The sequence below is a fragment of the Saccharopolyspora antibiotica genome (assembly GCF_047200635.1).
In the GTDB taxonomy this organism is placed as follows: Bacteria; Actinomycetota; Actinomycetes; order Mycobacteriales; family Pseudonocardiaceae; genus Saccharopolyspora_C.
Genome location: NZ_JBJZOI010000018.1, coordinates 105852 through 130251 on the forward strand (window position 1 = coordinate 105852; position 24400 = coordinate 130251).

Annotated in this window: 18 protein-coding genes; 15 read left to right on the forward strand and 3 right to left on the reverse strand. The window is 74.2% G+C overall.

Features of this window, described 5'->3' with window-relative positions; translation table 11 throughout:
* Positions 1-133: 133 nt before the first annotated feature.
* The 3 genes from ACL03H_RS16550 to ACL03H_RS16560 are packed head-to-tail and all read right to left on the reverse strand — an operon-like array spanning position 134 to position 4672.
* A complete protein-coding gene (locus tag ACL03H_RS16550; protein ID WP_412812142.1) occupies positions 134-2362 on the reverse strand; it encodes a transglutaminase TgpA family protein in 2229 nt (742 codons plus the stop codon).
* Positions 2359-3615, reverse strand: a complete 1257-nt coding sequence (locus ACL03H_RS16555; RefSeq protein WP_412812143.1) for a DUF58 domain-containing protein — start codon at positions 3613-3615, stop codon at positions 2359-2361. The genes ACL03H_RS16550 and ACL03H_RS16555 overlap by 4 nt, the downstream gene beginning before the upstream one ends.
* 4 nt (positions 3616-3619) lie before the next feature.
* On the reverse strand, positions 3620-4672 hold the full coding sequence (locus ACL03H_RS16560) for an AAA family ATPase (RefSeq protein ID WP_412812144.1): 1053 nt from the start codon (positions 4670-4672) through the stop codon (positions 3620-3622).
* 516 nt (positions 4673-5188) lie between these two features.
* On the opposite strand from ACL03H_RS16560, the gene mraZ reads away from it, so the two are divergent.
* The 15 genes from mraZ (at position 5189) to ACL03H_RS16635 (ending at position 24393) form a co-directional block, all read left to right on the forward strand.
* Positions 5189-5620, forward strand: a complete 432-nt coding sequence (gene mraZ, locus ACL03H_RS16565; protein ID WP_412812145.1) for a division/cell wall cluster transcriptional repressor MraZ — start codon at positions 5189-5191, stop codon at positions 5618-5620.
* Positions 5621-6011: 391 nt separating this feature from the next.
* A complete protein-coding gene (rsmH, locus tag ACL03H_RS16570) occupies positions 6012-7001 on the forward strand; it encodes a 16S rRNA (cytosine(1402)-N(4))-methyltransferase RsmH (RefSeq protein WP_412812146.1) in 990 nt (329 codons plus the stop codon).
* Positions 6998-7798 (forward strand): hypothetical protein, encoded by an 801-nt coding sequence (locus ACL03H_RS16575; protein ID WP_412812147.1) that lies wholly within the window; start codon positions 6998-7000, stop codon positions 7796-7798. The genes rsmH and ACL03H_RS16575 overlap by 4 nt, the downstream gene beginning before the upstream one ends.
* Positions 7798-9654, forward strand: a complete 1857-nt coding sequence (locus ACL03H_RS16580; protein ID WP_412812148.1) for a peptidoglycan D,D-transpeptidase FtsI family protein — start codon at positions 7798-7800, stop codon at positions 9652-9654. Before ACL03H_RS16575 ends, ACL03H_RS16580 begins: the two co-directional genes overlap by 1 nt.
* Positions 9655-10752: 1098 nt before the next feature.
* Positions 10753-12444: a UDP-N-acetylmuramoyl-L-alanyl-D-glutamate--2,6-diaminopimelate ligase gene (locus ACL03H_RS16585; protein ID WP_412812149.1), complete on the forward strand. Its 1692-nt coding sequence runs from the start codon at positions 10753-10755 to the stop codon at positions 12442-12444.
* Entirely contained in the window at positions 12441-13958 is a 1518-nt protein-coding gene (locus ACL03H_RS16590; protein ID WP_412812150.1) for a UDP-N-acetylmuramoyl-tripeptide--D-alanyl-D-alanine ligase, read from the forward strand. The genes ACL03H_RS16585 and ACL03H_RS16590 overlap by 4 nt, the downstream gene beginning before the upstream one ends.
* Positions 13955-15025 (forward strand): phospho-N-acetylmuramoyl-pentapeptide-transferase, encoded by a 1071-nt coding sequence (gene mraY / locus ACL03H_RS16595; protein WP_412812151.1) that lies wholly within the window; start codon positions 13955-13957, stop codon positions 15023-15025. Before ACL03H_RS16590 ends, mraY begins: the two co-directional genes overlap by 4 nt.
* A gap of 43 nt (positions 15026-15068) precedes the next feature.
* Positions 15069-16466 (forward strand): UDP-N-acetylmuramoyl-L-alanine--D-glutamate ligase, encoded by a 1398-nt coding sequence (gene murD, locus ACL03H_RS16600; RefSeq protein WP_412812152.1) that lies wholly within the window; start codon positions 15069-15071, stop codon positions 16464-16466.
* Between the two features lie 5 nt (positions 16467-16471).
* Complete coding sequence (ftsW, locus tag ACL03H_RS16605) at positions 16472-17896, forward strand: putative lipid II flippase FtsW (RefSeq protein WP_412812153.1); 1425 nt, start codon at positions 16472-16474, stop codon at positions 17894-17896.
* The gene (gene murG / locus ACL03H_RS16610) at positions 17893-19023 is read left to right on the forward strand and encodes an undecaprenyldiphospho-muramoylpentapeptide beta-N-acetylglucosaminyltransferase (RefSeq protein ID WP_412812154.1); all 1131 of its coding nucleotides are present in this window, start codon (positions 17893-17895) and stop codon (positions 19021-19023) included. Before ftsW ends, murG begins: the two co-directional genes overlap by 4 nt.
* The gene (gene murC / locus ACL03H_RS16615) at positions 19020-20468 is read left to right on the forward strand and encodes a UDP-N-acetylmuramate--L-alanine ligase (protein WP_412812155.1); all 1449 of its coding nucleotides are present in this window, start codon (positions 19020-19022) and stop codon (positions 20466-20468) included. The genes murG and murC overlap by 4 nt, the downstream gene beginning before the upstream one ends.
* Positions 20465-21208 carry a cell division protein FtsQ/DivIB gene (locus ACL03H_RS16620; RefSeq protein WP_412812156.1) on the forward strand — a complete coding sequence of 248 codons (744 nt, stop codon included), beginning with the start codon at positions 20465-20467 and terminating at the stop codon, positions 21206-21208. The genes murC and ACL03H_RS16620 overlap by 4 nt, the downstream gene beginning before the upstream one ends.
* Positions 21209-21396: 188 nt before the next feature.
* A complete protein-coding gene (locus ACL03H_RS16625; protein WP_412812157.1) occupies positions 21397-22716 on the forward strand; it encodes an ABC transporter substrate-binding protein in 1320 nt (439 codons plus the stop codon).
* Positions 22713-23597, forward strand: a complete 885-nt coding sequence (locus ACL03H_RS16630) for a carbohydrate ABC transporter permease (protein ID WP_412812158.1) — start codon at positions 22713-22715, stop codon at positions 23595-23597. Before ACL03H_RS16625 ends, ACL03H_RS16630 begins: the two co-directional genes overlap by 4 nt.
* A complete protein-coding gene (locus ACL03H_RS16635) occupies positions 23590-24393 on the forward strand; it encodes a carbohydrate ABC transporter permease (RefSeq protein WP_412812159.1) in 804 nt (267 codons plus the stop codon). The genes ACL03H_RS16630 and ACL03H_RS16635 overlap by 8 nt, the downstream gene beginning before the upstream one ends.
* Positions 24394-24400 lie beyond the last annotated feature (7 nt).

Sequence of the window (24400 nt, forward strand, 5' to 3'; positions counted from 1 at the left end):
CGCTCGGATGGAGCACCGCGGCACTTCCGGTGGCGGGAGCAGCGGCCCCGGCCGAGCCTCCCCGCTGGTGAAACCCGGCGATCCCGGTTCCTCGATCGCCGGGTTTCGACGTGTCCGGGGCCGGGCGCGAGGCTCAGCCCCGGCGGTCGAGCCGGGCTAGCACCGACGGTGGCAGCAGCCGACGGCGCGGGCTCAGCGGGGCGCGCTCGCGCAGCCCCTCCAACGCCGCGGTCAGCGATTCCGCCGGTCCGGTCCCGGTCACGGCGCGGTCGGCGGGCGCGTACCACTCGCGCTCCACCGCGCCCACCAGGTCGTGCACCGGCTCGGCGGCCGCCCCGGTGAGCCCGTGCGCGCCGATCAGCTCGGCCGCCGCGGTCCGCGCGGTCCCGTTCGCCCCGCGCCGGGAGCCGCCCCGGTCGGTGCTCTCGTCCAGCAGTTCCCGCCACGCGGCGGTCGCCGCGCCCCGCTCACCCGAGCGGATCTCCCGCCACCGCCAGCGGCGGCGCGCCTCGCGCAGTCCCGCCGGGACCGCGCACAGCAGCAGCGCGGCCAGCAGCGCCACCCCGGTCGCGACCCACCAGGTGCCGGAACCGCCCTCGGCGGGAGCGGGGAGTTCGTCCGGACGCGGGCTCTCGCCCGGCGCCGGGCTGGGGGTCCGCGTCGGCGACTCCGGTGCGGGCTGCTGGGAGTCCCCGGCCCCCGGAGCCGGAGCGGGGACCGGCGGCGGCGGGGGCTGGTAGCCCCGCAGCGGGGTGCGGCCGTCGGCCAACGGCGTCGGGTCGAAGGTCACCCAGCCGTACTGCGGGAAGTACGCCTCCACCCAGGCGTGCGCGTCGTTCGTGGTGATCACGCGCTCGTCGCCGTCCCGGTAGCCGGAGGTGAACCCGACCGCGACCCGGGCGGGCACGCCCGACGCGCGCAGCAGCACCGCCATCGAGGAGGCGAACTGCTCGCAGAAGCCCCGCTTGCCGCGGAACAGGAAGTCCTCCAGCGCGTTCCCGCTCGTCGACGGGCCGGTGCTCAGGTCGTAGCGGAAGCCGTTCGCGCGGTCGGTGAAGAAGCGCTGCAACGCCACCGCCTTGTCGAACGACGTCGGCGCCTCCGCGGTGATCTCGCGGGCCAGCCCCGCGATGCGCGGGGACACCCCGGTGGCGTCCAGGTAGGCCGGGCTGATGGTGATCGGCCCGTTCGCCTCGCGCAGCTGCTCCGGGGTGGGCGCGGGCAGCGTCAGCTCCTCCTCGTACGGCCTGCTCTCCTGGCGGACCTGGGTGAACACCACGCCGCTCGCCGGGTCGTACTGCCACTGCTCGCCCATCCCGCGGACGGCCTTCGGCACCCCGAAGATCGGCAACCACGGATCCCGGTAGCCCACCGGATCGATCCGCACCGTCGCGGCCGGGCCCGCCGCCGGGGTCTCCACGCCTTCCGGCAGCGGCAGCGGCTGCTGGGCGTCCACCCCGGCCGTGAGCGACCCCAGCTCCCACCCGCGCGCCGGGTCGAAGTGCTGCAAGGTCATCGCCCGCAGGTAGGTGGGCCGGGGCAGCCCGCTCACCCGGAACAGGTCGACCGCGTTGTCCCGGTCCAGCTGACCGCGCAGCGAGGTGAACGGGCGCAGCCCGACCCCGCCGGACGCCGGCCCGTACCCCGCGGACGCGCCGCCCGGCAGCCGGCCCTCGGTGCCCACCCCGGTGAACACCACGCCCGTCAGCAGCGCCACCACCCCGGCCGTCGCGGTGAGCGCGGCGGCGAGCCCGCCCGGGCGCACCCGCGCCTCGGCGCCCCCGCTCCGGCCCGAACAGGCCAGCAGCAGGGCGAAACCCGCCGCGCCCGCCGCGAACGTCCACCAGGGCAGCATGTTCGGCGCCAGCGATGCCGGGATCGCCACCACGCACAGCAGCACCAGGCCCGCGACCGCCGGAACCCCCACCGTCACCGCGACGAGGTCCACCAGCAACGCGACCAGACCCACGCCCAGGCAGATCAGCACCTGCAGCGGTGGCTCCACCGGCACGGGTGGCACGCCCTCCCGCGCCACCTGCATCGCCTGCCCGAGCAGCGCGGACAGCTCACCCAGCGCGCTCGGGCCCGGCAGCGCGCCCAGCAGCGCGCTCCGGGTGAACAGCGCCGAGACCAGCACCGCCAGCACGGCCAGCTGGGACAGCACCACCAGCGGGGACCACCAGCGCATCGTGCGGCCCAGCAGGCCCGCGCCGCCGACCACCGCGACCGCCAGCACGGTCGGCACGATCCAGCGGCCGTCGCCGAGGACACCGGTGAACGCCGTCGCGGCGGCCAGCGAGGCCGCCGCGGCCGCCAGCGTCGCGCCCGCGGTCGTGCCCGGCGCGCTCACCCGGGAGCTCACGAGATCGCCTCCGAACCCGGCGCGCCCGCCGCCGACCGGCACAACCGGCTCCACGCCCCGGCCATCGACGCGCGCGGACCGTCCACGACCACGACCGTCCAGCCGGAGGCGCGCAGCTGCTCGCGGGTGCGCTCCGGGGAGAAGGAGCGGTCGGCCGGATCACCGGCCCACGCCCGCACGTCCAGCAGCAGCGCCAAGCTGCGGGCCCGCTCCGGGCGCAACCGGCTCAGCTCCTGGACCCCCGCCGGGGTGGTAGCTCCCAAGATCGCGATCAACTCCTGCCCGCTTCCCGGGTCCTGCGTGCACACCAGGTCGCGCTGGGCGGACGGGCGCACCGCCGCCAGCGCGTCCAGCATCGCCGCGTCGTCCCGGCCGCCGTCGAAGGGGCCGGGCCCGCCGCTGAGCGTCTCCCCGTCCTCGGTCACCAATCGGACCTGCTGGCCCTGGTCGTGCAGGTGCGCGCAGATGCTCGCCGCCGCGGAGACCGCCCACTCCAGGCTCGCCGCCGAGCCCGTTCCCCGGTGCGCCGCCGAGCGGCGGTCCAGCAGCACCGTCACTCCGCCGTGCCAGGGGCGTTCCTCGACCCGCACCATCAGCTCGTCGCGCTTCGCGGTGCTCTTCCAGTGCACCCGGCGGATGTCGTCGCCGTGCCGGTACTCCCGGACCATCGTGTCGTCGTCGCCGTGCCCGGCCCGCAACCGGGTCGAGCCGTCCTCGCCGGTACCGAGCCCGGAACCGGCGGGCAGCCCGCCCAGCGGCACCACCTTCGGCACCGCGACCAACCTGCTGCGGCCACCCAGCTCGTGCTCGAACTCCACCAGCCCGAACGGATCACCGATCCGGGTCCGCAGCGGTCCGATCTGGTGGATGCCGCGCAACCCGGGGCTCACCTGGTACTCCAGCGTCGCGCCGGAACGGCCCACGCGGTCCACCCGGAACCGGGTGCGGCCGCCGAGCGCGTGCGGCACGCCGTCCTCCAGCAGCAACCCGCCCACCGGCGCCCGGCCCGCGCCCGTCAGGAGCAGCCGCACCGATGCCGAGCCGCCGACCGGAGCCCGGCCCGGCAGCACCTCGCGCCGGACGCGCACCCCGTGCCGCGCACCGCGCGCCAACCCCATCGCCAGCAGCGGCAGCACCACCACGAACACGGCGATCCGCAGCAGATCCCGCTCGTCGAGCACCAGGGAGCACACGGCCGCGGCCACCCCCGCGGCGAGCAGGCAGCGACCCCGGACCGTCAGGCCGGACAGCACGCGGTCACCGCCGGGACCCGGTGTCGCCGCGCGGCACGTCGACCTTGCGCAGCAGCGAGCCCACCAGGTCCGAGGCGGAGCGCCGGGTCGCGCGGGCCTCGCTGGTCAGCACCAGCCGGTGCGCCAGCACCGGTACCGCCACCGCCTGCACGTCGTCCGGGATCACGTAGTCCCGGCCGGACAGCGCGGCCTGCGCGCGCGCCGCCCGGACCAGCTGCAGGGTCGAGCGCGGCGACGCGCCGAGCCGCAGCTCCGGCAGCGTGCGGGTGGCGGTGACCAGGTCGATCACGTAGCGGCGCAGCTCGGTGCTCACGTGCACCGCGCGCACGGCGCGCAGCAGCGAGCGGACCTGGTCGGCGTCCGCGACCGGGCGAAGCTGGTCCATCGGCTCGCGGCCCGCGTGCTCGTCGACCATCGCCAGCTCGGCCTGCTGGTCGGGGTAGCCGATGGAGACCCGCGCGGTGAAGCGGTCGCGCTGCGCCTCGGGGAGGGCGTAGGTGCCCTCCATCTCGATCGGGTTCTGGGTCGCGATCACCATGAACGGCGCGTCGAGGTGGTACGTCTCGCCGTCGACCGTGACCTGGTCCTCCTCCATGCACTCCAGCAGGGCGGACTGGGTCTTCGGGGAGGCGCGGTTGATCTCGTCGCCGACGACGATGTTCGCGAACACCGGCCCGGCCCGGAACTCGAAGGCCTCCGCCTGCCTGTTGTAGAGGGAGACACCGGTGATGTCGCTCGGCAGCAGGTCCGGGGTGAACTGGATCCGGTTCACGGTGCAGTCGATGGAGCGGGCGAGCGCCTTGGCCAGCGAGGTCTTGCCCACTCCCGGAACGTCCTCGACCAGCAGGTGCCCCTCGGCGAGCAGCGTGACCAGCGCGATCCGCACCACCTCGGGCTTGCCGACGAGCACCTGCTCGACGTTGGCGGCGATGCGCCGCACCGTGCCGTGCAGGGCGGCGATCGTCGCGGGTTCGGTTCCTCCCGCGCGCTCGCCGTCGGCGGCCTCGGCGTGCCCGCCACCGGCGAACGCAGTGCCGGATGTGGGCGTGTTGGGCATCGCGCAACCTCCAGGTGTTTCGCTGAGCGCCGCGGCGCGCCGACGTCCGCGCCCGCGCTGCCGGGGCCGTCGACCGGCGATCGGAGATCGCGCGCTCAGATGCCTTTGCAGTGTGCCAAACCGCAGGCGCCGGTCCTACCGGTGCCGGTGTGCTGCGGCGTTCCCCACGTTCCCCCACCGCGGAGCCCGGGAGCGCCACGGGAGGGGCTCCGCGGCGGCGTCACCGCTCGATCGTCGACCGGGCGCGGGCCCGGTCCGGCCCGCGCCCCCCACCGGCCCCCCACCCCCGCCCCCCGCCTCCGGCGGCCTCGCTAGCTGGGCAAACGTCCGACACGCCGTGGCGTGTCGGACCTCGTTCCAAGTTGACGGTGGAGGGAAGTGGGGTACTGTGGCGCTCGGTGGGGCAGACGGGGGCCTCGCCCAGCTCCGAGGAGCGCGGGGTGGTCGGCGGAGGCCGGTCTCCCGGCCGGACGGAGCTGATCGGGCCGGAGGGGCCCGAGGGGGGAGGTGGACCGGGTGTTCCTCGGTACCCACAACCCCAAGCTCGACGACAAGGGGCGTCTGACGCTGCCGGCGAAGTTCCGGGACGCACTGGCGGGGGGTTTGATGGTCACCAAGGGACAGGACCACTGCCTCTACGTCTTCCCGCGCGCCGAGTTCGAGCAGATGGCCCGCAAGGTCGCCGAGGCCCCGCTGACCAACGAGTCCGTCCGCGCCTACCAGCGGTACCTGTTCGCGGGCACCGACGAGCAGCGTCCGGACGGGCAGGGCCGGATCCCGATCGCCGCCGAGCTGCGCCGCTACGCGGGTCTGGCGAAGGAGTGCGTGGTCATCGGCGCGATCAACCGGCTGGAGATCTGGAACGCCGAGAGCTGGCAGAGCTACCTCGACGAGCACGAGGAGAGCTACGCGCAGGCCCGGGAGGAGGTCCTCCCAGGAGTCTTCTAGCGGTTCCGGTGGTGTGAGGCCTCGGTCCGCTCACCCGTCCTGGTGCACCTTCCCCGGCACCAGAACGGCGGGAGCGGACTGGGACCTGAGGCCACCAGGAGCGGTGGGGCTCGTGCGGGCCGCGCGGATGATGTCCGCCCGGCCGCGAACAACCGAGAACGGCAGATCGCCGAGGCGGAGCGCGCGCTCGCCCGGCGATTCGCCGTTCGCCAGCAGCCATCCGCGCGGACCCGGTACCGGGTCGTCCCGCTCCGGTGGGAGCGCGGGTGGCTCGGCTCCGGGAGCGGAGCCGACCGGGCGCACCGGGATCGGCGCGTCCGGGGCGGGCAGCGATGCGACGGCGTGACGGAGGAGTGCGGCAGTGACCGGCTTGCGGGAGGGAGGGACCACCGTGGCGCGAGGAGGGTCGCCGGAGGACACCGGTGGGTCCGCCCGGGACCGGCACGTGCCCGTGGCGCTGGACCGGACGCTGGAGCTGCTGGCTCCCGCGCTGGCCGACCGCGCGGCGGTCGTCGTGGACGCGACGCTCGGCATGGGCGGCCACGCGGAGGCGTTGTTGAGCGCGCACCCGAGGCTCACGCTCGTCGGGCTGGACCGGGACCCGCAGGCGCTGGCGCTGGCGGGAGAACGGCTGAGCCAGTTCCGGGACCGGCTGCACCTGGTGCACGCGGTCTACGACGAGTGGGCCGAGGTGCTCGCCGATCTCGGGCTGCCCGCGGTGGACGGCGCGCTGTTCGACCTCGGGGTCTCCTCGTTGCAGCTGGACGAGGCCGACCGCGGCTTCGCCTACGCGCAGGACGCCCCGCTGGACATGCGGATGGACCCGGGCGCGGAGCGCACCGCCGCCGACGTGCTCAACACCTACTCGCCCGGGGAGCTGACGCGCATCCTGCGGCAGTACGGCGAGGAGCGGTTCGCCTCGAAGATCGTGAGCGCGATCGTGCGGGAGCGGACCAAGGAACCCTTCGACCGCAGCGAGCGACTGGTCAAGCTGCTCTACGACGCGGTGCCCGCCGCCAGCAGGCGCACCGGGGGACACCCGGCGAAGCGCACGTTCCAGGCGCTGCGCATCGAGGTCAACGCCGAGCTGGACGTGCTGGGGCGGGCGCTGCCCGCCGCGCTGGACTCCCTCGCGCCGGGCGGGCGGATGGTGGTGCTCTCCTACCACTCGCTGGAGGACCGGCTGGTCAAGCGCGCCCTGGCGGAGCGGGCGACCTCGCGCACCCCGGTCGACCTGCCGGTGGAACTGCCGGGTCACGGTCCCGAGCTGCGGCTGCTCACCCGCGGGGCGGAACTCGCCGGTGAACGGGAAAGGGCGGAGAACCCGCGAGCCGCCTCGGTGCGGCTGCGCGCCGCCGAACGGATCGAGGAGGCGGCATGACGGCACCCGCTCGCGCCAAGGCTGCATCGCGCACCGGTTCCGGCGAGAAGAAGCGCTCGGCGAAGTCCCAGACCTCGGCGAAGGCACCCTCGAAGTCCCAGTCGAAGGCGCAACCGAAGTCGAAGGCGCAGTCGAAGGCCGCGACGACGACCCGGGCGAAGAAGTCCGCCGGGACCAAGGGCCGTTCCCGGTCGGCGGCCGCGGAACGCGCTTACGCGCGCCGCGAGGAGCGACGGGATCGCACCACCCGCGAGCCCGCGGAGCGCAGGCCGCGGCGGCAGCGGCAGGCCGCGGAGCAGCGCCAGTGGCGGCTGGCCGCGGTGCGCCCGCGAGCCCGGCAGCTGCAGGCCAAGGTCGCCACTTCGCGGGTCCCGATGGTGGTGGCGGTGATGGGGCTGCTCGCGATCGGGCTGGTCGCGACGCTGTCGCTGTCCATCGCCGCGGTCGGCGGCTCCTACCGCCTGCAGGAGGTGGAGCAGGAGGTGACCGCGCTCAACGAGCACCGCGAGGGATTGCTGCGCGAGGTCAGCAACCTCGACTCCACGCCCGCGCTGCAGCGCAAGGCGATCGAGCTCGGCATGGTTCCCCCGCCCGGCCCGCCCGCGCACCTCGTGGTGCAGCCGGACGGTTCGGTGCGCGTGATCGGTGAGCCGGAGCAGGCATCGACCCCGATTCCCGCCGCGCCCCCCGTCCAGCCCCCGGTCGACCCGTGGCCCCCGGCGCCCCAGCCGCCCGCCGCGCCGGACCCGGGCGCGCAGCGGCAGGCCGGCGTCGTTCCGGCGGTGGAGGGCGACTGATGGTCCGCAGGGGGACGCGGAAATCCGGGGGGAGGCGGACCGCGCGCACCGAGGTGGCCGGGAGCTCCCGGCGATTGCACCTCGGCCGGATGCTGCTCGTGGTCGCGCTGGTGCTCACCGGAACCAAGCTGATCATGGTGCAGGGCTTCGACGCCCAGAACCTCTCCGCCGCGGCGGCGCGGCAGCGCGCCACCAGCGACTCGGTCCCGGCCGAGCGCGGATCGTTCACCGACCGCAGCGGGAACGTGCTCGCGTTCAGCAGCGAGGCCCGCCAGCTCTACGCCACCCCGAGGCGGCTCGCGGCGGAGCAGGAGCAGGCGCACGCGGAGAACCCGGAGAAGGAACCCACGGCCGACCAGTACAAGCGCGAGATCGCCCGGTTCATCACCGAGACCCTGCGCGGCCGGGTGGCCGAGCAGGACGTGCTCGCCGCCCTGTTCGCCGACACCACCTACACCACGATCGGGCCGTTGATCGAACCCGCGCTGGCCCGCACGATCACCGAGGAGTACCCGCAGATCGGCGAGGAGTACCGCGCCACCCGGGAGTACCCGGCGGGGGAGAGCGGCGCGAACGTGCTCGGCGGCGCGCGGTGGAGCCAGGACGCCCGCAAGATCGAAGGCAGGCTCGGGCTGGAGAGCTCGCTGGACAAGCTGCTGGCCGGGACGGACGGCAAGAAGGTCTCCGACACCGCGATGGGCAGCGACCTCGTCATCCCGGGCACCGAGCGGGAGCTCGAACCGGCGATCCCGGGCTCCGACGTGGAGCTGACGATCGACTCCGATCTGCAGTTCATGGTGCAGAACAAGCTCGGCGACTACGCCCGCAAGGCCGGGGCGCGCAGCGCCAGCGCGGTGGTGCTCGACGCGCACACCGGCGAGGTGTTCGCGCTGGCCAACGACGAGTCCTTCGACCCGAACGCCCCCGCCTGGGGGCCGGACGGGCTGGGCAACCCGGCGGTGACCACGCCGTTCGAGCCGGGCTCGGTGAACAAGGTGATCACCGCTGCCGGGGCCATCGAGGACGGGCTGCTGCGCCCCGAGACCGTGCTCCAGGTGCCCGGGACGATCAAGGTCGCCGACCGCACGATCCGCGACGCCTGGACGCACGGCACCGTGCCGCTGACCTTCACCGGGGTGCTCGGCAAGTCCTCCAACGTCGGCACCCTGATGATCGCGCAGCGCCTCGGCGAGGACCGGTTCAACGAGCTGGTGCGGAAGTTCGGACTGGGCCAGGCCACCGGCGTCGGGCTGCCCGGCGAGAGCGCCGGGTCGGTGCCGCCCCGGGAGGACTGGTCCGGCAGCACCTTCGCGAACCTCCCCATCGGGCAGGGGCTGTCGATGACCGTGCTGCAGATGGCCAGCATGTACCAGGCCATCGCCAACGACGGGGTGCGAGTTCCGCCGCGCGTCGTGGCGGCCCAGACCGGCCCGGACGGCGTGCGGGTGCCTCGGCCGCGACCGGAGGGCGTGCGGGTGGTGCAGCCGGAGACCGCGCGCACCGTCCGGGACATGCTGCGCGGCGTGGTGCAGGACGCCCCCCGGCAGAGCGGCACCGGGTCGGACGCGGCGCTGGAGGGCTACCAGATCTCCGGGAAGACGGGGACCGCGCAGCAGATCGACCCGGACTGCGGCTGCTACAGCAACTCGACCCACTGGTACACGTTCGCGGGCATCGTCCCGGCGGACAACCCGCGGTTCGTGGTCGGGCTCATGCTGGACGCGCCGCGCAGCGGAACGCCGGAGGCGAAGTCGGCGGCGCCGCTGTTCCACGACATCGCCGCCTACCTCACCCTGCGCTACCGCATCCCGCCCTCGCCGGAACCCGCGCCGGTGCAGGTGCTCCAGGTGCACTGACGGGGCCGCCCGGGCGGTCTCGATCAGCCGCGCGTCCCCGTGGGCGCGGTCGCCGACCGGCCGGGCCCGTCCAGGCGGGGCGGGCACCGCCGAGCGCCCCGCCGCCCGTTCAGCAGCGGCCCCGGTCTGGTGACCTCCCGCGGGGTGGCGAAAACCGGCCCGCGCCCAGGCCGGGCCGCTCTCGGCTGATCGCTGCCCGGGCTCCGGCACGTCCTCGCCGGGGCGATCCGGGTGGGACGCCGCGGGGCCGTCGCCCCGCCTCGGTGCGGATCGGCCGCGAAGTCCACCCGCACGACATGGCCTGCCGCGCCCAGCGGCTCCGGAGCTCGCGGTTCGACGCGCGGACCAGGCAGGTGGTCCCGGGACCGGCGGGCCAAGCAGCAGTGCGGGCGCGCCGGGGAGCAGCGCCGCGGTCGAGGTGCCGGCCCAGAGGCCGACCGGAGCGTGCACGGGCCGCTCGCGCCACGGCCCGTGCACGTCCAGCGCTCAGGACGGGATGCGCGGGCCGCGAGACCCGGGCCATCGAGGTGAACCGATCGCGACGGCACCCGCTGCGTCGCCGCTCCGGCGGACGCACGGCCGGAGCCGTGCCCGCCCGAGTCGTCCTTCCACCGATCACCCGAAATCCGCGGAATCACCGACCTGGCGGTCAAACGCTAAACGACGTGCGGCGGTTAGCACCACGATCCAGCGGAAGTTGCACGAGACGGACCAGCGCCCGCGAGCGAACGGCCCCGCCCACAAGTAGGGGTGCGCGGCGAGCGCGTTCCGGAGGCCCCGCGCGAGCCCCGGGCCAGGTCAGGGATCCTGACCCCGTGCTCGGGCGCGCGCCGGGGAACCCGGGTCCGGGGCAATTCGATCGCATTCCCGGGGGAACCCGGCAGCGGTGCCGGGAATGGGGGCCGGTGTTTCCGAGGCAATTTCCGCGAGGTCGTTCCGGGCGGCATTCCGGCGCGAATGATCCGCGTTCCCCGCCCCGTTCTGGGGAGTCCGGGGCTGCCCCGACGAGCGGGTGGCGGAGCATGTCTACTGGACATCGCCCCGCTCGGCCGATCGGCCCAGCCCAGCAACGCGCCGTGTGCAGAGGTGACCATGAGCATGACCCGTCAGGTGGTACCGGTAGCCTTGCGCGACGTGCCTTCCGCGGTCGCGACAGCCCCGCCCCGACCCGCTCAGGTCGAGCCGGTGCAGATCCACGAGCTCGCCGAGACGATCGGCGCGCAGGTCCTCGACGTACCTGGTCACAGCCCTGGTGAAGGGCTGGTGACCGGAGCGACGCTGCGCGCCCAGCACGTGCGGCCCGGCGATCTGTTCGCCGCGCTGCCCGGCACCCGGGTGCACGGCGCCGACTTCGCCGCCGACGCGCTCACCGCCGGGGCGACGGCCGTGCTCACCGACCAGGCGGGGGTGGAGCGCACCGCGCTGCTGGACCACCCGAGGGTGCGGGACGGGCAGGTGGCGCTGCTGGTGCACGAGGACCCGCGGGGCGTGCTCGGCTCCGCCGCCGCCCGCATCTACGGCGACCCCTCCCGGCGGCTCACCCTCCTCGGGGTCACCGGCACCTCCGGGAAGACGACCACCAGCTACCTGCTCGAATCCGCGCTGCGCGCCGCCGGGCACACCACCGGACTCGTCGGCACCGTGGAGACCCGCATCGCGGGCGAACGCCTCGACAGCGCCTTCACCACGCCGGAGGCGCCCGACCTGCAGGCGCTGCTGGCCGTGATGGTCGAGCAGGGCGTCACGCACGTGCCGATGGAGGTCTCCAGCCACGCCCTCGCGCTGGCTCGCGTCGCCGGCACCCGGTTCGCCGTCGGAGCCTTCACCAACCTCTCCCAGGACCACCTGGACTTCCACCGCGACCTGGAGGACTACTTCCAGGCCAAGGCGCTGCTGTTCGACGGCCGCTCCGAGCGCGAAGTGGTGTGCGTGGACGGCGACTGGGGCCGCAGGCTCGCCACCGAGGGCACGATCACCGTCGCGACCAGCGGCGAGGCCGACTGGACCGCCACCGACGTGGAGACCTTCCCGACCGGGGAGCAGCGGTTCCGCGCGCACGGGCCGGAGGGGACGCTCGACGTCCGGCTCCGGCTGCCCGGGCCGTTCAACATCGCCAACGCGCTGCTGGCCGCCGGGATCCTCACGGCCGCCGGGATCCCCGCCGCCGCGATCGAGCAGGGCCTGGCCGAGGTCGACGTGCCCGGCCGGATGGAGCGCGTCGCGCTCGGGCAGGACTTCACCGCGGTCGTCGACTACTCGCACAAGCCCGGTGCCGTGGCAGCGGTCCTCGACGCGGCCCGCGCCCAGGCCGACGGCAGGCGGGTGCTCGTCGTGCTCGGCTGCGGCGGCGATCGGGACGTGGCCAAGCGCCCGCTGATGGGCGAGGCCGCCGCGCGCCGGTCCGATCTGCTCGTCGTCACCGACGACAACCCGCGCAGCGAGGACGCCGCCGACATCCGCGCCGCCATGCTCGCCGGGGCGCTGGAGGTGCCCGAGGCCGAGCGCGGCGAGGTCGTCGAAGCCGGGGACCGGCGGGAGGCCATCTCCGAGGCCGTGCACCGGGCGCGCGCCGGGGACGTCGTCGTCATCGCGGGCAAGGGCCACGAGACCGGGCAGGAGATCGCCGGTGTCGTGCACCCGTTCTCCGACCGGGACGAGGTGGCGGCCGCGCTGCGGCGCAGGCTCGACACCGGCAGCGCCCGCATCGCGGACGCCGCGGGGGGAACGCAGAGCTCGGGGGAGCCGATCATCCCGGCCGGGAGCCGGGGCAGCAACGAGGAGGCAAGGTGATCCCGCTCAGCCTCGCTGACATCGCGGAAGCGGTCGGCGGCAGGCTCCACCACGCGGAGGGAACCGAGGTCGTCACCGGTTCCGTCGAGTTCGACTCCCGGCGGATCGGCCCCGGCGGGCTGTTCGTGGCCGTCCCGGGTGAACGAGTCGACGGGCACGACTTCGCCGCCCGCGCCGTCGCCGACGGGGCCGCGGGCGTGCTCGCCGCGCGCGAGGTGTCCACCGCGGACGCGCCGGTCCCGACCGTCGTCGTCCCGGAGCCGTCCGAGCACCACCCCAGCCGCGCCATGGCGCTCGCCGGGGACACCGACGGCAGCGGTGCCGCCGTGCTCGGCGCCCTCGGGCGGCTCGCCCGCGCCGTGGTGGGCCGGCTGCCCGAGCTGACCGTCATCGGGGTCACCGGCTCGTCCGGCAAGACCTCCACCAAGGACCTCATCGCGCAGGTCCTCGAACCCGCGGGGCCCACCGTGGCGCCGCCCGGGTCGTTCAACAACGAGCTCGGGCACCCGTGGACCGCGCTGCGCGCCGACGAGAGCACCCGCCACCTCGTGCTGGAGCTCTCCGCCCGCGGCCGCGGGCACATCGCCGCGCTCTGCGAGGTCGCCCCGCCGCGGATCGGCGCCGTGCTCAACGTGGGCAGCGCCCACCTGGGCGAGTTCGGTTCGCGGGAGGCCGTCGCGCAGACCAAGGGCGAACTCGTCGAAGCGCTGCCCGCCGCCGAAGACGGTGGCGTGGCCGTGCTCAACGCCGACGACCCGCTCGTCGCCGCCATGGCCGAGCGCACCCGCGCGCGAGTCGTGCGCGTCGGGCAGAGCCCCGACGCCGACGTGCGCGCCGAGGACATCGAGCTCGACGAGCGGGCCCGCGCCGAGTTCACCCTCGTCACCCCCGCGGGCTCCGCGCGGGTGCGGCTGCCGCTGCACGGCGAGCACCACGTCGGCAACGCGCTCACCGCCGCGGCCATCGCGATGGAGCTCGGCGCCGGCGTCGAGGAGGCCGCCGAGCGGCTCGGCGCCGTCCGCCGCGTGTCCGCGCGCCGCATGGAGGTCACCGAGACCCCCGGCGGGATCACCGTCGTCAACGACGCCTACAACGCCAACCCGGAATCGGTGCGGGCCGCGCTCAAGACGCTCGCCTCGATGACCCGGGGCAAGCCGGGCCGCGCCTGGGCGGTGCTCGGAGTCATGGGCGAGCTCGGCGATGCCGAGGTCGCCGCGCACGACGAGATCGGACGGCTCGCCGTGCGCCTCAACATCGACCGCCTCGTGGTGGTCGGTGACCAGGCCCGCGCGATGCACCAAGGTGCCGCGCTGGAAGGATCGTGGGGAGAGGAGTCTGTTCTGGTGCCGGATGTCGATGCCGCCGTCGCGCTGCTGCGCGACGAGCTGCGTCCCGGTGACGTCGTGCTCGCCAAGGCGTCCAAGGTCGCCGCGCTCTGGCGCGTCGCCGAACAGCTGACCGGGCAGGCCACCGATCGAACCGCCACCGAACGAGCCGGGAGTCGTCACCCGTGAAGAGCATCCTCGTCGCCGCCGCGGTGGCGCTGGTCGTCTCCATCCTGTTCACCCCGTACCTGATCCGGATCTTCTCCAAGCAGGGCTTCGGCCAGGAGATCCGCGAAGAGGTGCAGAAGTCCCACGCCGCCAAGCGCGGCACGCCCACCATGGGCGGGATGGCGATCCTCGTCGCCATGTGGGTCGGCTACCTGGTCACCCACCTCACCGTCGCCGAAGAGGGCCCCTCGGTCTCCGGGCTGCTGGTGCTGGGGCTGACCACCGCGCTGGGCATCGTCGGCTTCCTCGACGACTTCATCAAGATCCGCAAGCAGCGCAACCTCGGGCTGAACAAGACCGCGAAGCTCGTCGGCCAGCTCGTCGCCGCGGTGCTGTTCGCGATCCTGGCCATGCGCTTCCCGGACGCCAACGGCATCACCCCCGCCTCCGAGCACCTGTCGTTCATCCGCGACATCACCGTGGTGTCGTTCGGCACGATCGGGTTCGTCATCTTCGCCTACGTGGCGATCAGCGGCTGGTCCAACGCCGTGAACTTCACCGACGGCATGGACGGCCTCGCCGGTGGCACCGCGGCCATGGTGCTGGCGACCTACGTGCTGATCTCCTTCTGGCAGCTGCGCAACGACTGCATCAGCGGCACCGGGCCCGCCTGCTACACCGTGCGGGACCCGCTGGACGTCGCGGTGGTCGCTGCTGCCGCGATGGCCGCGTGCATCGGGTTCCTGTGGTGGAACGCGGCCCCGGCGAAGATCTTCATGGGCGACACCGGCTCGCTCGCGCTCGGCGGTCTGGTCGCCGGGCTGAGCATGGTCACCCGCACCGAGCTGCTGATGATCATCATCGGTGGGCTGTTCGTCGTCGAGGCGCTCTCCGTGGTGCTGCAGATCGTCGTGTTCCGCAGCACCCGGCGCAGGCTGTTCCGGATGGCGCCGTTCCACCACCACTTCGAGCTCGCCGGGTGGGCGGAGACCACGGTGATCATCCGGTTCTGGGTGCTCGCCGGGATCAGCTGCCTGTTCGGCGTCGGGCTGTTCTACGCGGACTGGCTCAGCCTCGTCGACGTCTGATGACCTCGGAGCGGCCAGCCGTCGATCGGGAGAGGAGAGTGCGGTGACACGAACGTTGCGGGGCCGGCGGGTGCTCGTCGCGGGCGCCGGGGTGTCCGGGCGGTCCGCGGCCGAAGCGCTGCTGGACGCCGGTGCCGAGGTCACCGCCACCGACGCGTCCGAGGAGCGGCTCGCCGCGCTGGAGGCCGTCGAAGCCGGCGGCGGGCGGCTCCTAGCCGGGCTGCTCGAACCACCCGCCGGGACCGAGCTCGTCGTCACCAGCCCCGGCTGGAAGCCCACCGCGCCGCTGCTCGCCGCCGCCCGCGCCGCCGGGATCGAGATCATCGGCGAGGTCGAGCTCGCCTGGTGGCTCGACCGGGAACGGGACCGGCCCGCCGACTGGCTGGCCGTCACCGGCACCAACGGCAAGACCACCACGGTCACCATGCTCGAATCCGTGCTGCGCGCGGCGGACCTCGACGTCGTCGCCTGCGGCAACGTCGGGCTGCCCGTGGTCGACGCCGTCCGCGCCGGGCACCGGGTGCTCGCCGTCGAGCTCTCCAGCTTCCAGCTGCACTGGTCGAACTCGCTGGCCGCGCACGCGGGAGTCGTGCTCAACCTCGCCGACGACCACCTCGACTGGCACGGCACCCTCGACGCCTACGGAGCCGCCAAGGCCAAGGTGCACGCGGGCAACGTCGTCGCCGTGCACAACGCCGACGACGAGTGGTCCACCCGGCTCGCCACCGGCGCGGGCAGGCCCGCGTCGTTCACCCTCGGCGAGCCCCGGCCCGGGCAGCTCGGCATCATCGGCGGGAACCTCGTCGACCGCGCCTTCGCGGACGAGGCCGACGGCGAGGTGCTCGCCGCCGTCGCCGACGTGCACCCCGGTGGGCCGCACAACCTCGCCAACGCCCTCGCCGCCGCCGCCCTCGCCCGCTCCTACGGGGTACCCGCCGACGCCGTGCGCCGCGGCCTGCGGGCGTTCCAACCGGGCGCGCACCGCTCCGCCGTCATCGCCGACACCGGCGGCACCACCTGGATCGACGACTCCAAGGCCACCAACCCGCACGCCGCCGACGCCGCGCTGCGCGCGCACGAGAGCGTCGTGTGGATCGCGGGCGGGCTGCTCAAGGGCGCCGACGTCGACGAACTCGTCGCCCGCAACGCCCACCGGCTCGCCGCCGCCGTCCTCATCGGACGGGACCGCGCCGCCTTCGCCGAAGCACTCGCCCGACACGCCCCCGAAGTGCCCGTCGAGCAGATCGCGGCGGGGGACGATAGCGGCATGTCCCAGGCCGTCGCCAAGGCCGCCGAGCACGCCGCACCGGGCACGGCCGTGCTGCTCGCACCCGCCGCCGCCTCGATGGACATGTTCACCGACTACGCGCACCGCGGGCGCGCCTTCGCCGACGCGGTGCGCGACCTGCCCGCCGCGCCCACCTCCGCCACCGGCGGGTGAGCGCCGTGGCCACCTCCGCCGCCACCGCGCGCCGCCCCCGCCGGACCCGCAAGCCCACGGGGCTCGCCGCCCTCACCACGCCGCTCACCGCCTGGCTCACCCGGCCGCTGGCCTCCTTCCACCTGCTGCTCGCGGTGTTCGGCCTGCTCACCGTCTTCGGGCTGGTCATGGTGCTCTCGGCGTCCAGCGTGGACTCGTTCACCAGCGCCGGGTCGTCCTACGACATCTTCATCCGCCAGGTGATCTACTGCGCCGCCGGGCTCGTGCTGTTCTACGGCGCGCTGCGGCTGCCCGTGCGGCAGATGCGCAGGCACAGCCTCACCCTCTTCGGCGGCTGCCTGCTCCTGCTGCTGCTCGTGCTCACCCCGCTCGGCTCCGAGCGCAACGGCGCGCAGAGCTGGTTCGTGCTCGGCGGGATCTCCTTCCAGCCCGTCGAATTCGCCAAGATCGCTTTCGCGCTCTGGGGTGCGCACGTGCTCGTCACCAAGCGCGGGCTGCTCACCCAGTACCGGCACCTGCTGGTACCCGTGGTGCCCGCCGCGATGCTGATGTTCGCGCTGGTCATGCTGCAGCCCGACCTCGGCTCCACCATCACGCTGTTCATCGTGCTGCTCGCGCTGATGTGGTTCGCCGGGGCGCCGCTGCGCCTCTTCGGCGTCTCCGTGCTCGGCGCCATCACCGCCGCCGTGGTGCTCGCGATGGCCGCGCAGTACCGGATGGCGCGGCTCACCGCTTTCCTCAACCCCTCCGCAGACCCCACCGGGCGCGGCTACCACGCGCGGCAGGCGCTGTTCGCCCTCGCCGACGGCGGGCTGTTCGGCCGGGGCCTCGGGCAGGGCTGGTCCAAGTGGCAGTACCTGCCCAACGCGCACAACGACTTCATCTTCGCCGTCATCGGCGAGGAGCTCGGCTTCGTCGGCTGCGCGATCGTGCTCATCCTGTTCGGCACCACCGCCTACGTGGGGATGCGCATCGCCGCCCGCAACACCGACCCGTGGATCCGGCTCGTGGCCGCGACCCTCACCGCCTGGCTCGTCGGACAGGCCGCGATCAACGTCGGTTACGTGGTGGGATTGCTGCCGATCACCGGGCTGCCGCTGCCGCTGATCTCCTCCGGCGGCTCCTCGGTGGTGACCAGCATGCTCGTGTTCGGGCTGCTGGCCAACTTCGCCCGCCACGAACCCGAGGCCATCGCCGCGCTACGGTCCTTGGGGCCAGGCCGCGTCGGGAAACTGCTGCGCCTGTCCACGCCCGAGCCGTACCGCCCGCCGGCGAGACGCCGCACGGCGCGCACCGCGCCCTCGACACGCCCCGGAGCGCGCAGCGCAGGGGCACAGCCGACCCGCCGGGGAGCACCGGACCCGCGGAACCGCACAGCGGCCCGCGGCAAGACCGGATCCCGGGCACAGACACGAGGAGGACCCCGTTGAGCGGGCAGCACCCGGCCCCCGGACACCCCGGCCACCCCGCCCGGCGCGGCTTGTCCGTCGTCGTCGCGGGCGGTGGAACCGCCGGCCACATCGAGCCGGCCCTCGCCCTGGCCGACGCCGTGCGCAGGCTCCGGCCCGACGCGCGCATCACCGCCCTCGGCACCGAACGCGGTCTCGAGAACCAGCTGGTGCCCGCCCGCGGCTACCCGCTGGAACTCGTGCCGCCGGTGCCGATGCCGCGCAAGCCCAGCGCCGAACTGCTTCGGCTGCCGCTGAAGGTGCGGGACTCCGTGCGCAAGACCAAGGACGTGCTCGAACGAGTGGGGGCCGACGTCGTCGTCGGCTTCGGCGGCTACGTCTCGCTGCCCGCCTACCTCGCGGCGCGCGGACGCACCCCGATCGTCGTGCACGAGGCCAACGCCCGCGCCGGGATGGCCAACAAGGTCGGTGCCCGGTTCGCCGAGCGCGTCCTCGCCGCCACTCCCGACAGCGGACTCGCCGGAGCGCGGCCGATCGGCATCCCGCTGCGCGAATCCATCACCAGCCTCGACCGCGGCGCGCTGCGGATGCAGGCCCGGCAGTTCTTCGGGCTGCACCCGCACGCGCCCGTCATCCTCGTGTTCGGCGGCTCGCAAGGCGCCCGCACCCTCAACACCGCGTTCTCCGGCGCCGCGCAGGCCCTCGGGCGGGCGGGCATCGGGGTGCTGCACGCCCACGGTCCGAAGAACACCCTGGCCGTGCAGCAGGTCCCCGGGGCGCCCACCTACAACGCGGTCCCCTACCTGGAGCGGATGGACCTCGCCTACGCGGCCGCCGACCTCGTGGTGTGCCGCTCCGGGGCGATGACCGTCGCCGAGGTCTCCGCGGTGGGCCTGCCCGCCGTCTTCGTCCCGCTGCCGCACGGCAACGGCGAGCAGGCGCTCAACGCGCAGCCCGTCGTGTCCGCCGGCGGCGCGCTGCTCGTCTCCGACGAGGACATGACCCCCGACAAGGTCATCAACGAGATCCTGCCGCTGGGCCGCGACCCGCAGCGGCTGCAGATGATGAGCCGTGCCACGCTGGGCACCGGGCACCGCGAAGCGGACCAGGTGCTCGCGCGCATCGTGCTGGAGGTGGCCGGCCAGTGACCGAACCGCAGACCGCGGAACGCAGCGGCACCGACGACCTGCTCGCCAGGGTGCACCTCGTGGGCATCGGCGGCGCCGGCATGAGCGGCATCGCACGCATCCTGCTCGCCCGGGACCGGGAGGTCTCCGGCTCCGACGCCCGCGACTCCCGCACCGTGCTCGCGCTGCGCGCCCAGGGCGCGCACGTCGCCCTCGGCCACCGGGGGGAGAACCTCGACCAGCTCGACCAGGACCCGACCGCCATCGTGGTGTCCACCGCGATCCGGCCGGACAACCCCGAACTGCTCGAAGCCCAGCGCCGCGGCGTGGCCGTGCTGCGCCGGGCCGAAGCGCTCGCCGCGCTCATGACCGAGCACCGGGTCGCCTGCGTCGCGGGCACCCACGGCAAGACCTCCACCACCTCGATGCTCACCGTGGCGTTGCAGCACTGCAGGCTCGACCCGTCGTTCGCCATCGGCGGCGACCTCAACGAGTCCGGAGCCAACGCCCACCACGGCGAGGGCGGCGTGTTCGTCGCCGAGGCCGACGAGAGCGACGGCTCGTTCCTCGTCTTCGCCCCCTCGGTGGCGGTGGTGACCAACGTCGAACCCGACCACCTCGACCACCACGGCACCGCCGAGGCCTACACCGAGGTGTTCGACGAGTTCGTCCGCCGGGTGGAACCCGGCGGGGTGCTCATCGCCAACGCCGACGACCCCGGTTCCGCGCGGCTCGCCGGGCAGGCCGAGGCCGCCGGGCTGCGGGTGCGCCGGTACGGGCGCGAGGCGACCGGGGCGCAGGACGCCCGCATCGTCGACTACCGGCCCGAGCACGGCGCCGGGGTCGCGGCCGTCGAGCTCGGCGGGCAGCGGGTCGACGTGCAGGTCTCGGTGCCCGGGGAGCACATGGCGGGCAACGCCGTCGCCGCCCTGCTCGCCGGGCTCGAACTCGGCGCGCCGCTGGAGGAGCTGCTGGACGGGCTCGCCGCGTTCGGCGGGGTGCGCCGCCGGTTCGAGTTCAAGGGCCAGGCCGGCGGGGTGCTGGTCTACGACGACTACGCCCACCACCCCACCGAGGTCGACGCGCAGCTGCGCGCCGCCCGGCCCGTCGCCGGGGACGGGCGGCTGATCGTGGTGTTCCAGCCGCACCTGTTCTCCCGGACCGCCACCTTCTCCGCCGAGTTCGCCGCGGCGCTCGCCCTCGCCGACGAGGTCGTCGTGCTCGACGTCTACGGCGCGCGGGAGGACCCGCGGCCCGGGGTGACCGGGGCGCTCATCGCCGACGCGATCCCGGGTGCGCCGGAGCGGGTGCACTTCGAGCCCTCGCTGACCGCGGCGGCCCCGCTGGTCGCCGGGCTCGCCGCGCCCGGGGACCTGGTGCTGACCATGGGTGCCGGGGACGTGACGATGCTCGGCCCGGAGATCCTCGGCGAGCTGGAGCGGATGGCGGGCGGGGCCGCGGGATGAGCCCCGCGGGGCGGGCCGCGAACCGGCCGGGGGCGCGCAGCACCCGCGGCCGGCCGGTGCGCGGGCGGCAGCGGCGCCCCGACCGCCGCTGGCTGCTGCTCCTGGGGATGGCCGCGGTCACCCTCGTGGTGCTCGTCCTGTACTTCACGCCGCTGCTCGGGGTGCGGTCGGTGCGGGTCGCCGGGATCGACGCGGTGCCCGAGGGCGTGGTGCTGGACACCGCCGGGATCGAACCCGGCGCGCCGATGCTCCAGGTCGACGCGGCCGAGGTGCGGACCCGCCTCGGCGCGGTGCCGGAGATCGCCGACACCGAGGTCGACCTGGAGTGGCCCTCGACGGTGCTGCTGCGGGTCACCGAGCGAACGCCCGTCGCGTTCCTGCCCGCGGACGGGCCCGGGGACAGCGGGGTGCGGTTGATCGACTCGGCGGGAGTGCCGTTCCGCACCGTGCCGCGGCCACCTCCCGGGCTCACCCTGCTGCGGCTGGGCGAGGACCGCGCCGAGGGGGTGCGGACGGCGATGCTCGCGCTCACCTCGCTGCCGCCGGAGCTGCGCGCGCAGGTGACGGAGGTGCGCGCGGAGCGGCCGCAGGACCTGCACCTCGGGCTGACCGGTGGGCGGTCGGTCCACTGGGGGGAGAGCGCCGGATCGGCGCGGAAGGCGGCCATCCTGCCGCCGCTGCTCACCCGGGAGGGCGAGGTCTACGACGTGACCAGCCCGGACCTGCCCACCGTGGCGTGATCTCGCGCCGACGACCCGGGGGAGCCCGGTTCGCCTGACGGTGCGCTCCGGAAGCGGTGGCCCGGGCGGGGATGCGGCCGGGCCGCGCCACCGGGGTGCCGCGCGGGAGGCGGGCGTCCCCGGAACGGCTCATTGACCGTGATCCACGAACCCCACTAGCGTCGGAAAACGTTTTCTGGGGGTGGGGCATGGGCGTCACTATCAGCAGGCGGACCGCGTTGTGCGGAGCGGGCGCGGCCCTGCTCGCGGGAGCCACCGGCTGCGCCCCCGCCCGCGACCCCCGCGAGATCAGCCTGTGGAACTTCTACGGGCCCGGTGGCCAGACCAAGAGCCAGAACGACTGGATCATCCGGCTCGCGGCGGACTGGAACGCCACCCACGAGGTGCGGGTGCGGTTGCGCTACCTGCCGAACAAGGACTACAAGTCCGGACCGAGCTTGCAGACCGCGTTCAGCGCTGGTGCCGGGCCGGACGTCTTCCTGCTCAGCCCGGGTGACTTCCTGCGCTACTACAACGGCGGCGCGCTGGCCGACCTCACGCCGCACCTGGAACCCGGTGCCCGGGAGGACTTCCGGCCCGAGGTGCTCGCCACCCGGCTCGTGGACGACCGGATCTACGGGCTGCCGATGGAGATCGAACCGCTCGCGCTGTTCTACGCCGAGGACGCCTTCGAACGCGCCGGGCTCTCCGAAGGGGACCTGCCCCGCACCTGGGACGACCTGCTGGGGCTGGCCGAGCGGCTCACCACGCGCGACCGGTTCGGGCTGCTGCTGGAGACGAACCCGGGCTACTACCAGAACTTCACCTGGTACCCGTGGCTGTGGATGACCGGCGGAGAGGTCCTCGCCCCCGGCCAGCGCAGCGCTTTCGACTCGCCCGCGACGCGGCGCGCGCTGGGCCTGTGGCAGGACGCCGTGCGCCGCGGCTGCGCGCCCCGGCGGGTGCGCGGGGAGGGCGGCAACGACTCGATCTCCAACCTCGCCGAGGGCTACTGCGCCATGCAGCAGCTCGGCATCTGGGGCATCGCCGAGATGGCCGAGCAGGCACCCGGCTTCCGCTACGGCGTGGTGCCGATGCCCGCGCCACCCGGAGGCACCGCCACCACCGCGCTGGGCAGCTGGGCCATGGTCGCCAACGCGCGCGGGGCCAACCCCGAGGCCGCGGCCGAGTTCGTCGCCTGGGCGCTCGGATCCTCCGATCCCGCCTGCGTCGAGCGGATGCGGCAGTGGAACACCGAGGCCAAGACCAACGTGCCGCCCCGCTACTCGGTGCAGCGCGCCGCCGAGGAGCGCGGTGCCTTCGACTCCGGTCCGATGCGGGTGTTCGCCGAGCAGGTGATGCCGGGAGCGCGACCCGAACCCCGCTACCCGCCGGAGGTCTACCGGGCGATCTCGGACGCGCTGCAGGCCTGCCAGCTCGGCGGCGCCGACCCGGCGGCGGCCGCGGCGGCGGCCTCCGAGCAGATCGACACCTTCCTGGCCGGGTACGAGGGGGCGGCGATCGCATGAGCGCGCGACGGGCCGACGGCAGGGCCGCGCTCGGCTTCCTCGCCCCGGACGGGCTGGGGCTGCTGGTGTTCGTGCTCGTCCCGACGGTGCTGGCGCTCGTCGTCGGGCTGTTCGACGTCGACGGGTTCGGCAACGTGGCCTGGGCGGGGCTGGACAACTTCCGGCTGATGGCCGGGGACGGTCTGCTGTGGCGGAGCTTCGGGGTGACGGCGCTGTACGCGGTGCTGTTCGTGCCGCTGGTGTTCGCCTGCGGACTGGGTCTGGCGCTGCTGGTCAAGGACCACTTCCCCGGGGTGGGGGCGGTGCGGGCCGCGCTGTTCCTGCCGAACGCGGTGAGCCTCGTCGTCATCGGCTTGCTGTGGCAGTTCCTGCTCGCCGACAAGACCGGGCTGGTCAGCCGGGTGTTCGCCGCGTTCGGAGTGGACGGGGTCTCCTTCCTCGGGGATCCCGACCTGGCGCTGATCACGCTCGTGCTGATCAGCGTCTGGTTCCTGATGGGCTACCAGATGCTGATCTTCCTCGGCGGCTTGCACGACATCCCCGGTGACCTCTACGACGCGGCCACCGTCGACGGGGCCGGCGCCTGGCACCGGTTCCGGCACGTCACCTGGCCGATGCTGCGCCCCACGAGCTTCTTCGTGCTCGTCACCTCGACCATCAACGCCGTCACCGGGTTGCAGGCCTTCGACCTCGTCTTCGTCACCACCTCGGGCGGTCCCGCGAACGCCACCTCCACCATCGTCTACTACGCCTACCAGCAGGCGTTCCAGTTCGGCCGGTTCGGCTACGCGGCCGCGATCTGCGCGCTGCTGGTGCTGCTGCTGGGCACGATCACCGGATCGCTGTTCGCCGTGACCCGAGGAGGCCGGTTCGATGCGTAGCGGGATCCGCGCGCGGGCGGTGGCCGGTCACCTGGTGGCGCTGCTGACGGTCGCGCCGCTGCTGTGGCTGCTGCTGGCGGCGTTCCGGCCGGAGGACGAGCTGTTCTCGGCGAGCTGGCCGAGCTCGCTCACCCTGGCCAACGTCGGCTACGTGCTCACCGAGGTGCCGTTCCTGCGGTACCTCGCCAACAGCGCGTTCGTCTCGGCCACCGTGACCGCCGCGGCGCTGCTGCTGCACTCGATGGCCGCCTACGCCCTGGCCCGGCTGCACTTCCGGGGCCGGGGCGTCGCGTTCGCCGCGGTCATCGCCACGCTGCTCATCTCGCTGCCGGTGATCCTGGTGCCGCTGTTCCTCGTGGTCCGCACCCTCGGGCTCGTCGACACCTACGCGGGGCTCATCGTGCCCGGGGTGTTCAACGCCTTCGGCATCTTCCTGCTGCGGCAGTTCTACCTCGGCGTGCCGCGCGAGCTGGAGGACGCGGCGCAGCTCGACGGCTGCGGGCACTGGCGCACCTACTGGCACGTGGTGCTGCCGCTGAGCAGGCCGATGCTCTCCGCGCTGGCGGTGCTCTTCTTCCTGGCGAACTGGAACTCCTTCCTGTGGCCGCTGGCCGTCGCCCAGGACGAGTCGCTGCGCGTCGTGCAGGTCGGGATCGCCTCGCTGCAGGGCCAGTACGCCACCAAGCAGCACTACGTCATCGCCGCGGCGCTGCTGGCGGCGATCCCGACGGTGCTGGTGTTCCTGCTCGGCCAGCGCAAGCTGATCGACTCGCTGAAGACCACCGGGCTGAAGTGAATCCGGT

What these genes read in the sequence shown, in the direction of transcription:
- ACL03H_RS16560 (WP_412812144.1), bottom strand. Translation starts at nt 4,672, where the DNA reads ATGCCCAACACGCCCACATCCGGCACTGCGTTCGCCGGTGGCGGGCAC.
- ACL03H_RS16575 (WP_412812147.1), top strand. Translation starts at nt 6,998, where the DNA reads ATGACGGCACCCGCTCGCGCCAAGGCTGCATCGCGCACCGGTTCCGGC.
- ACL03H_RS16580 (WP_412812148.1), top strand. Translation starts at nt 7,798, where the DNA reads ATGGTCCGCAGGGGGACGCGGAAATCCGGGGGGAGGCGGACCGCGCGC.
- ACL03H_RS16585 (WP_412812149.1), top strand. Translation starts at nt 10,753, where the DNA reads ATGACCCGTCAGGTGGTACCGGTAGCCTTGCGCGACGTGCCTTCCGCG.
- ACL03H_RS16620 (WP_412812156.1), top strand. Translation starts at nt 20,465, where the DNA reads ATGAGCCCCGCGGGGCGGGCCGCGAACCGGCCGGGGGCGCGCAGCACC.
- ACL03H_RS16625 (WP_412812157.1), top strand. Translation starts at nt 21,397, where the DNA reads ATGGGCGTCACTATCAGCAGGCGGACCGCGTTGTGCGGAGCGGGCGCG.
- ACL03H_RS16630 (WP_412812158.1), top strand. Translation starts at nt 22,713, where the DNA reads ATGAGCGCGCGACGGGCCGACGGCAGGGCCGCGCTCGGCTTCCTCGCC.
- ACL03H_RS16635 (WP_412812159.1), top strand. Translation starts at nt 23,590, where the DNA reads ATGCGTAGCGGGATCCGCGCGCGGGCGGTGGCCGGTCACCTGGTGGCG.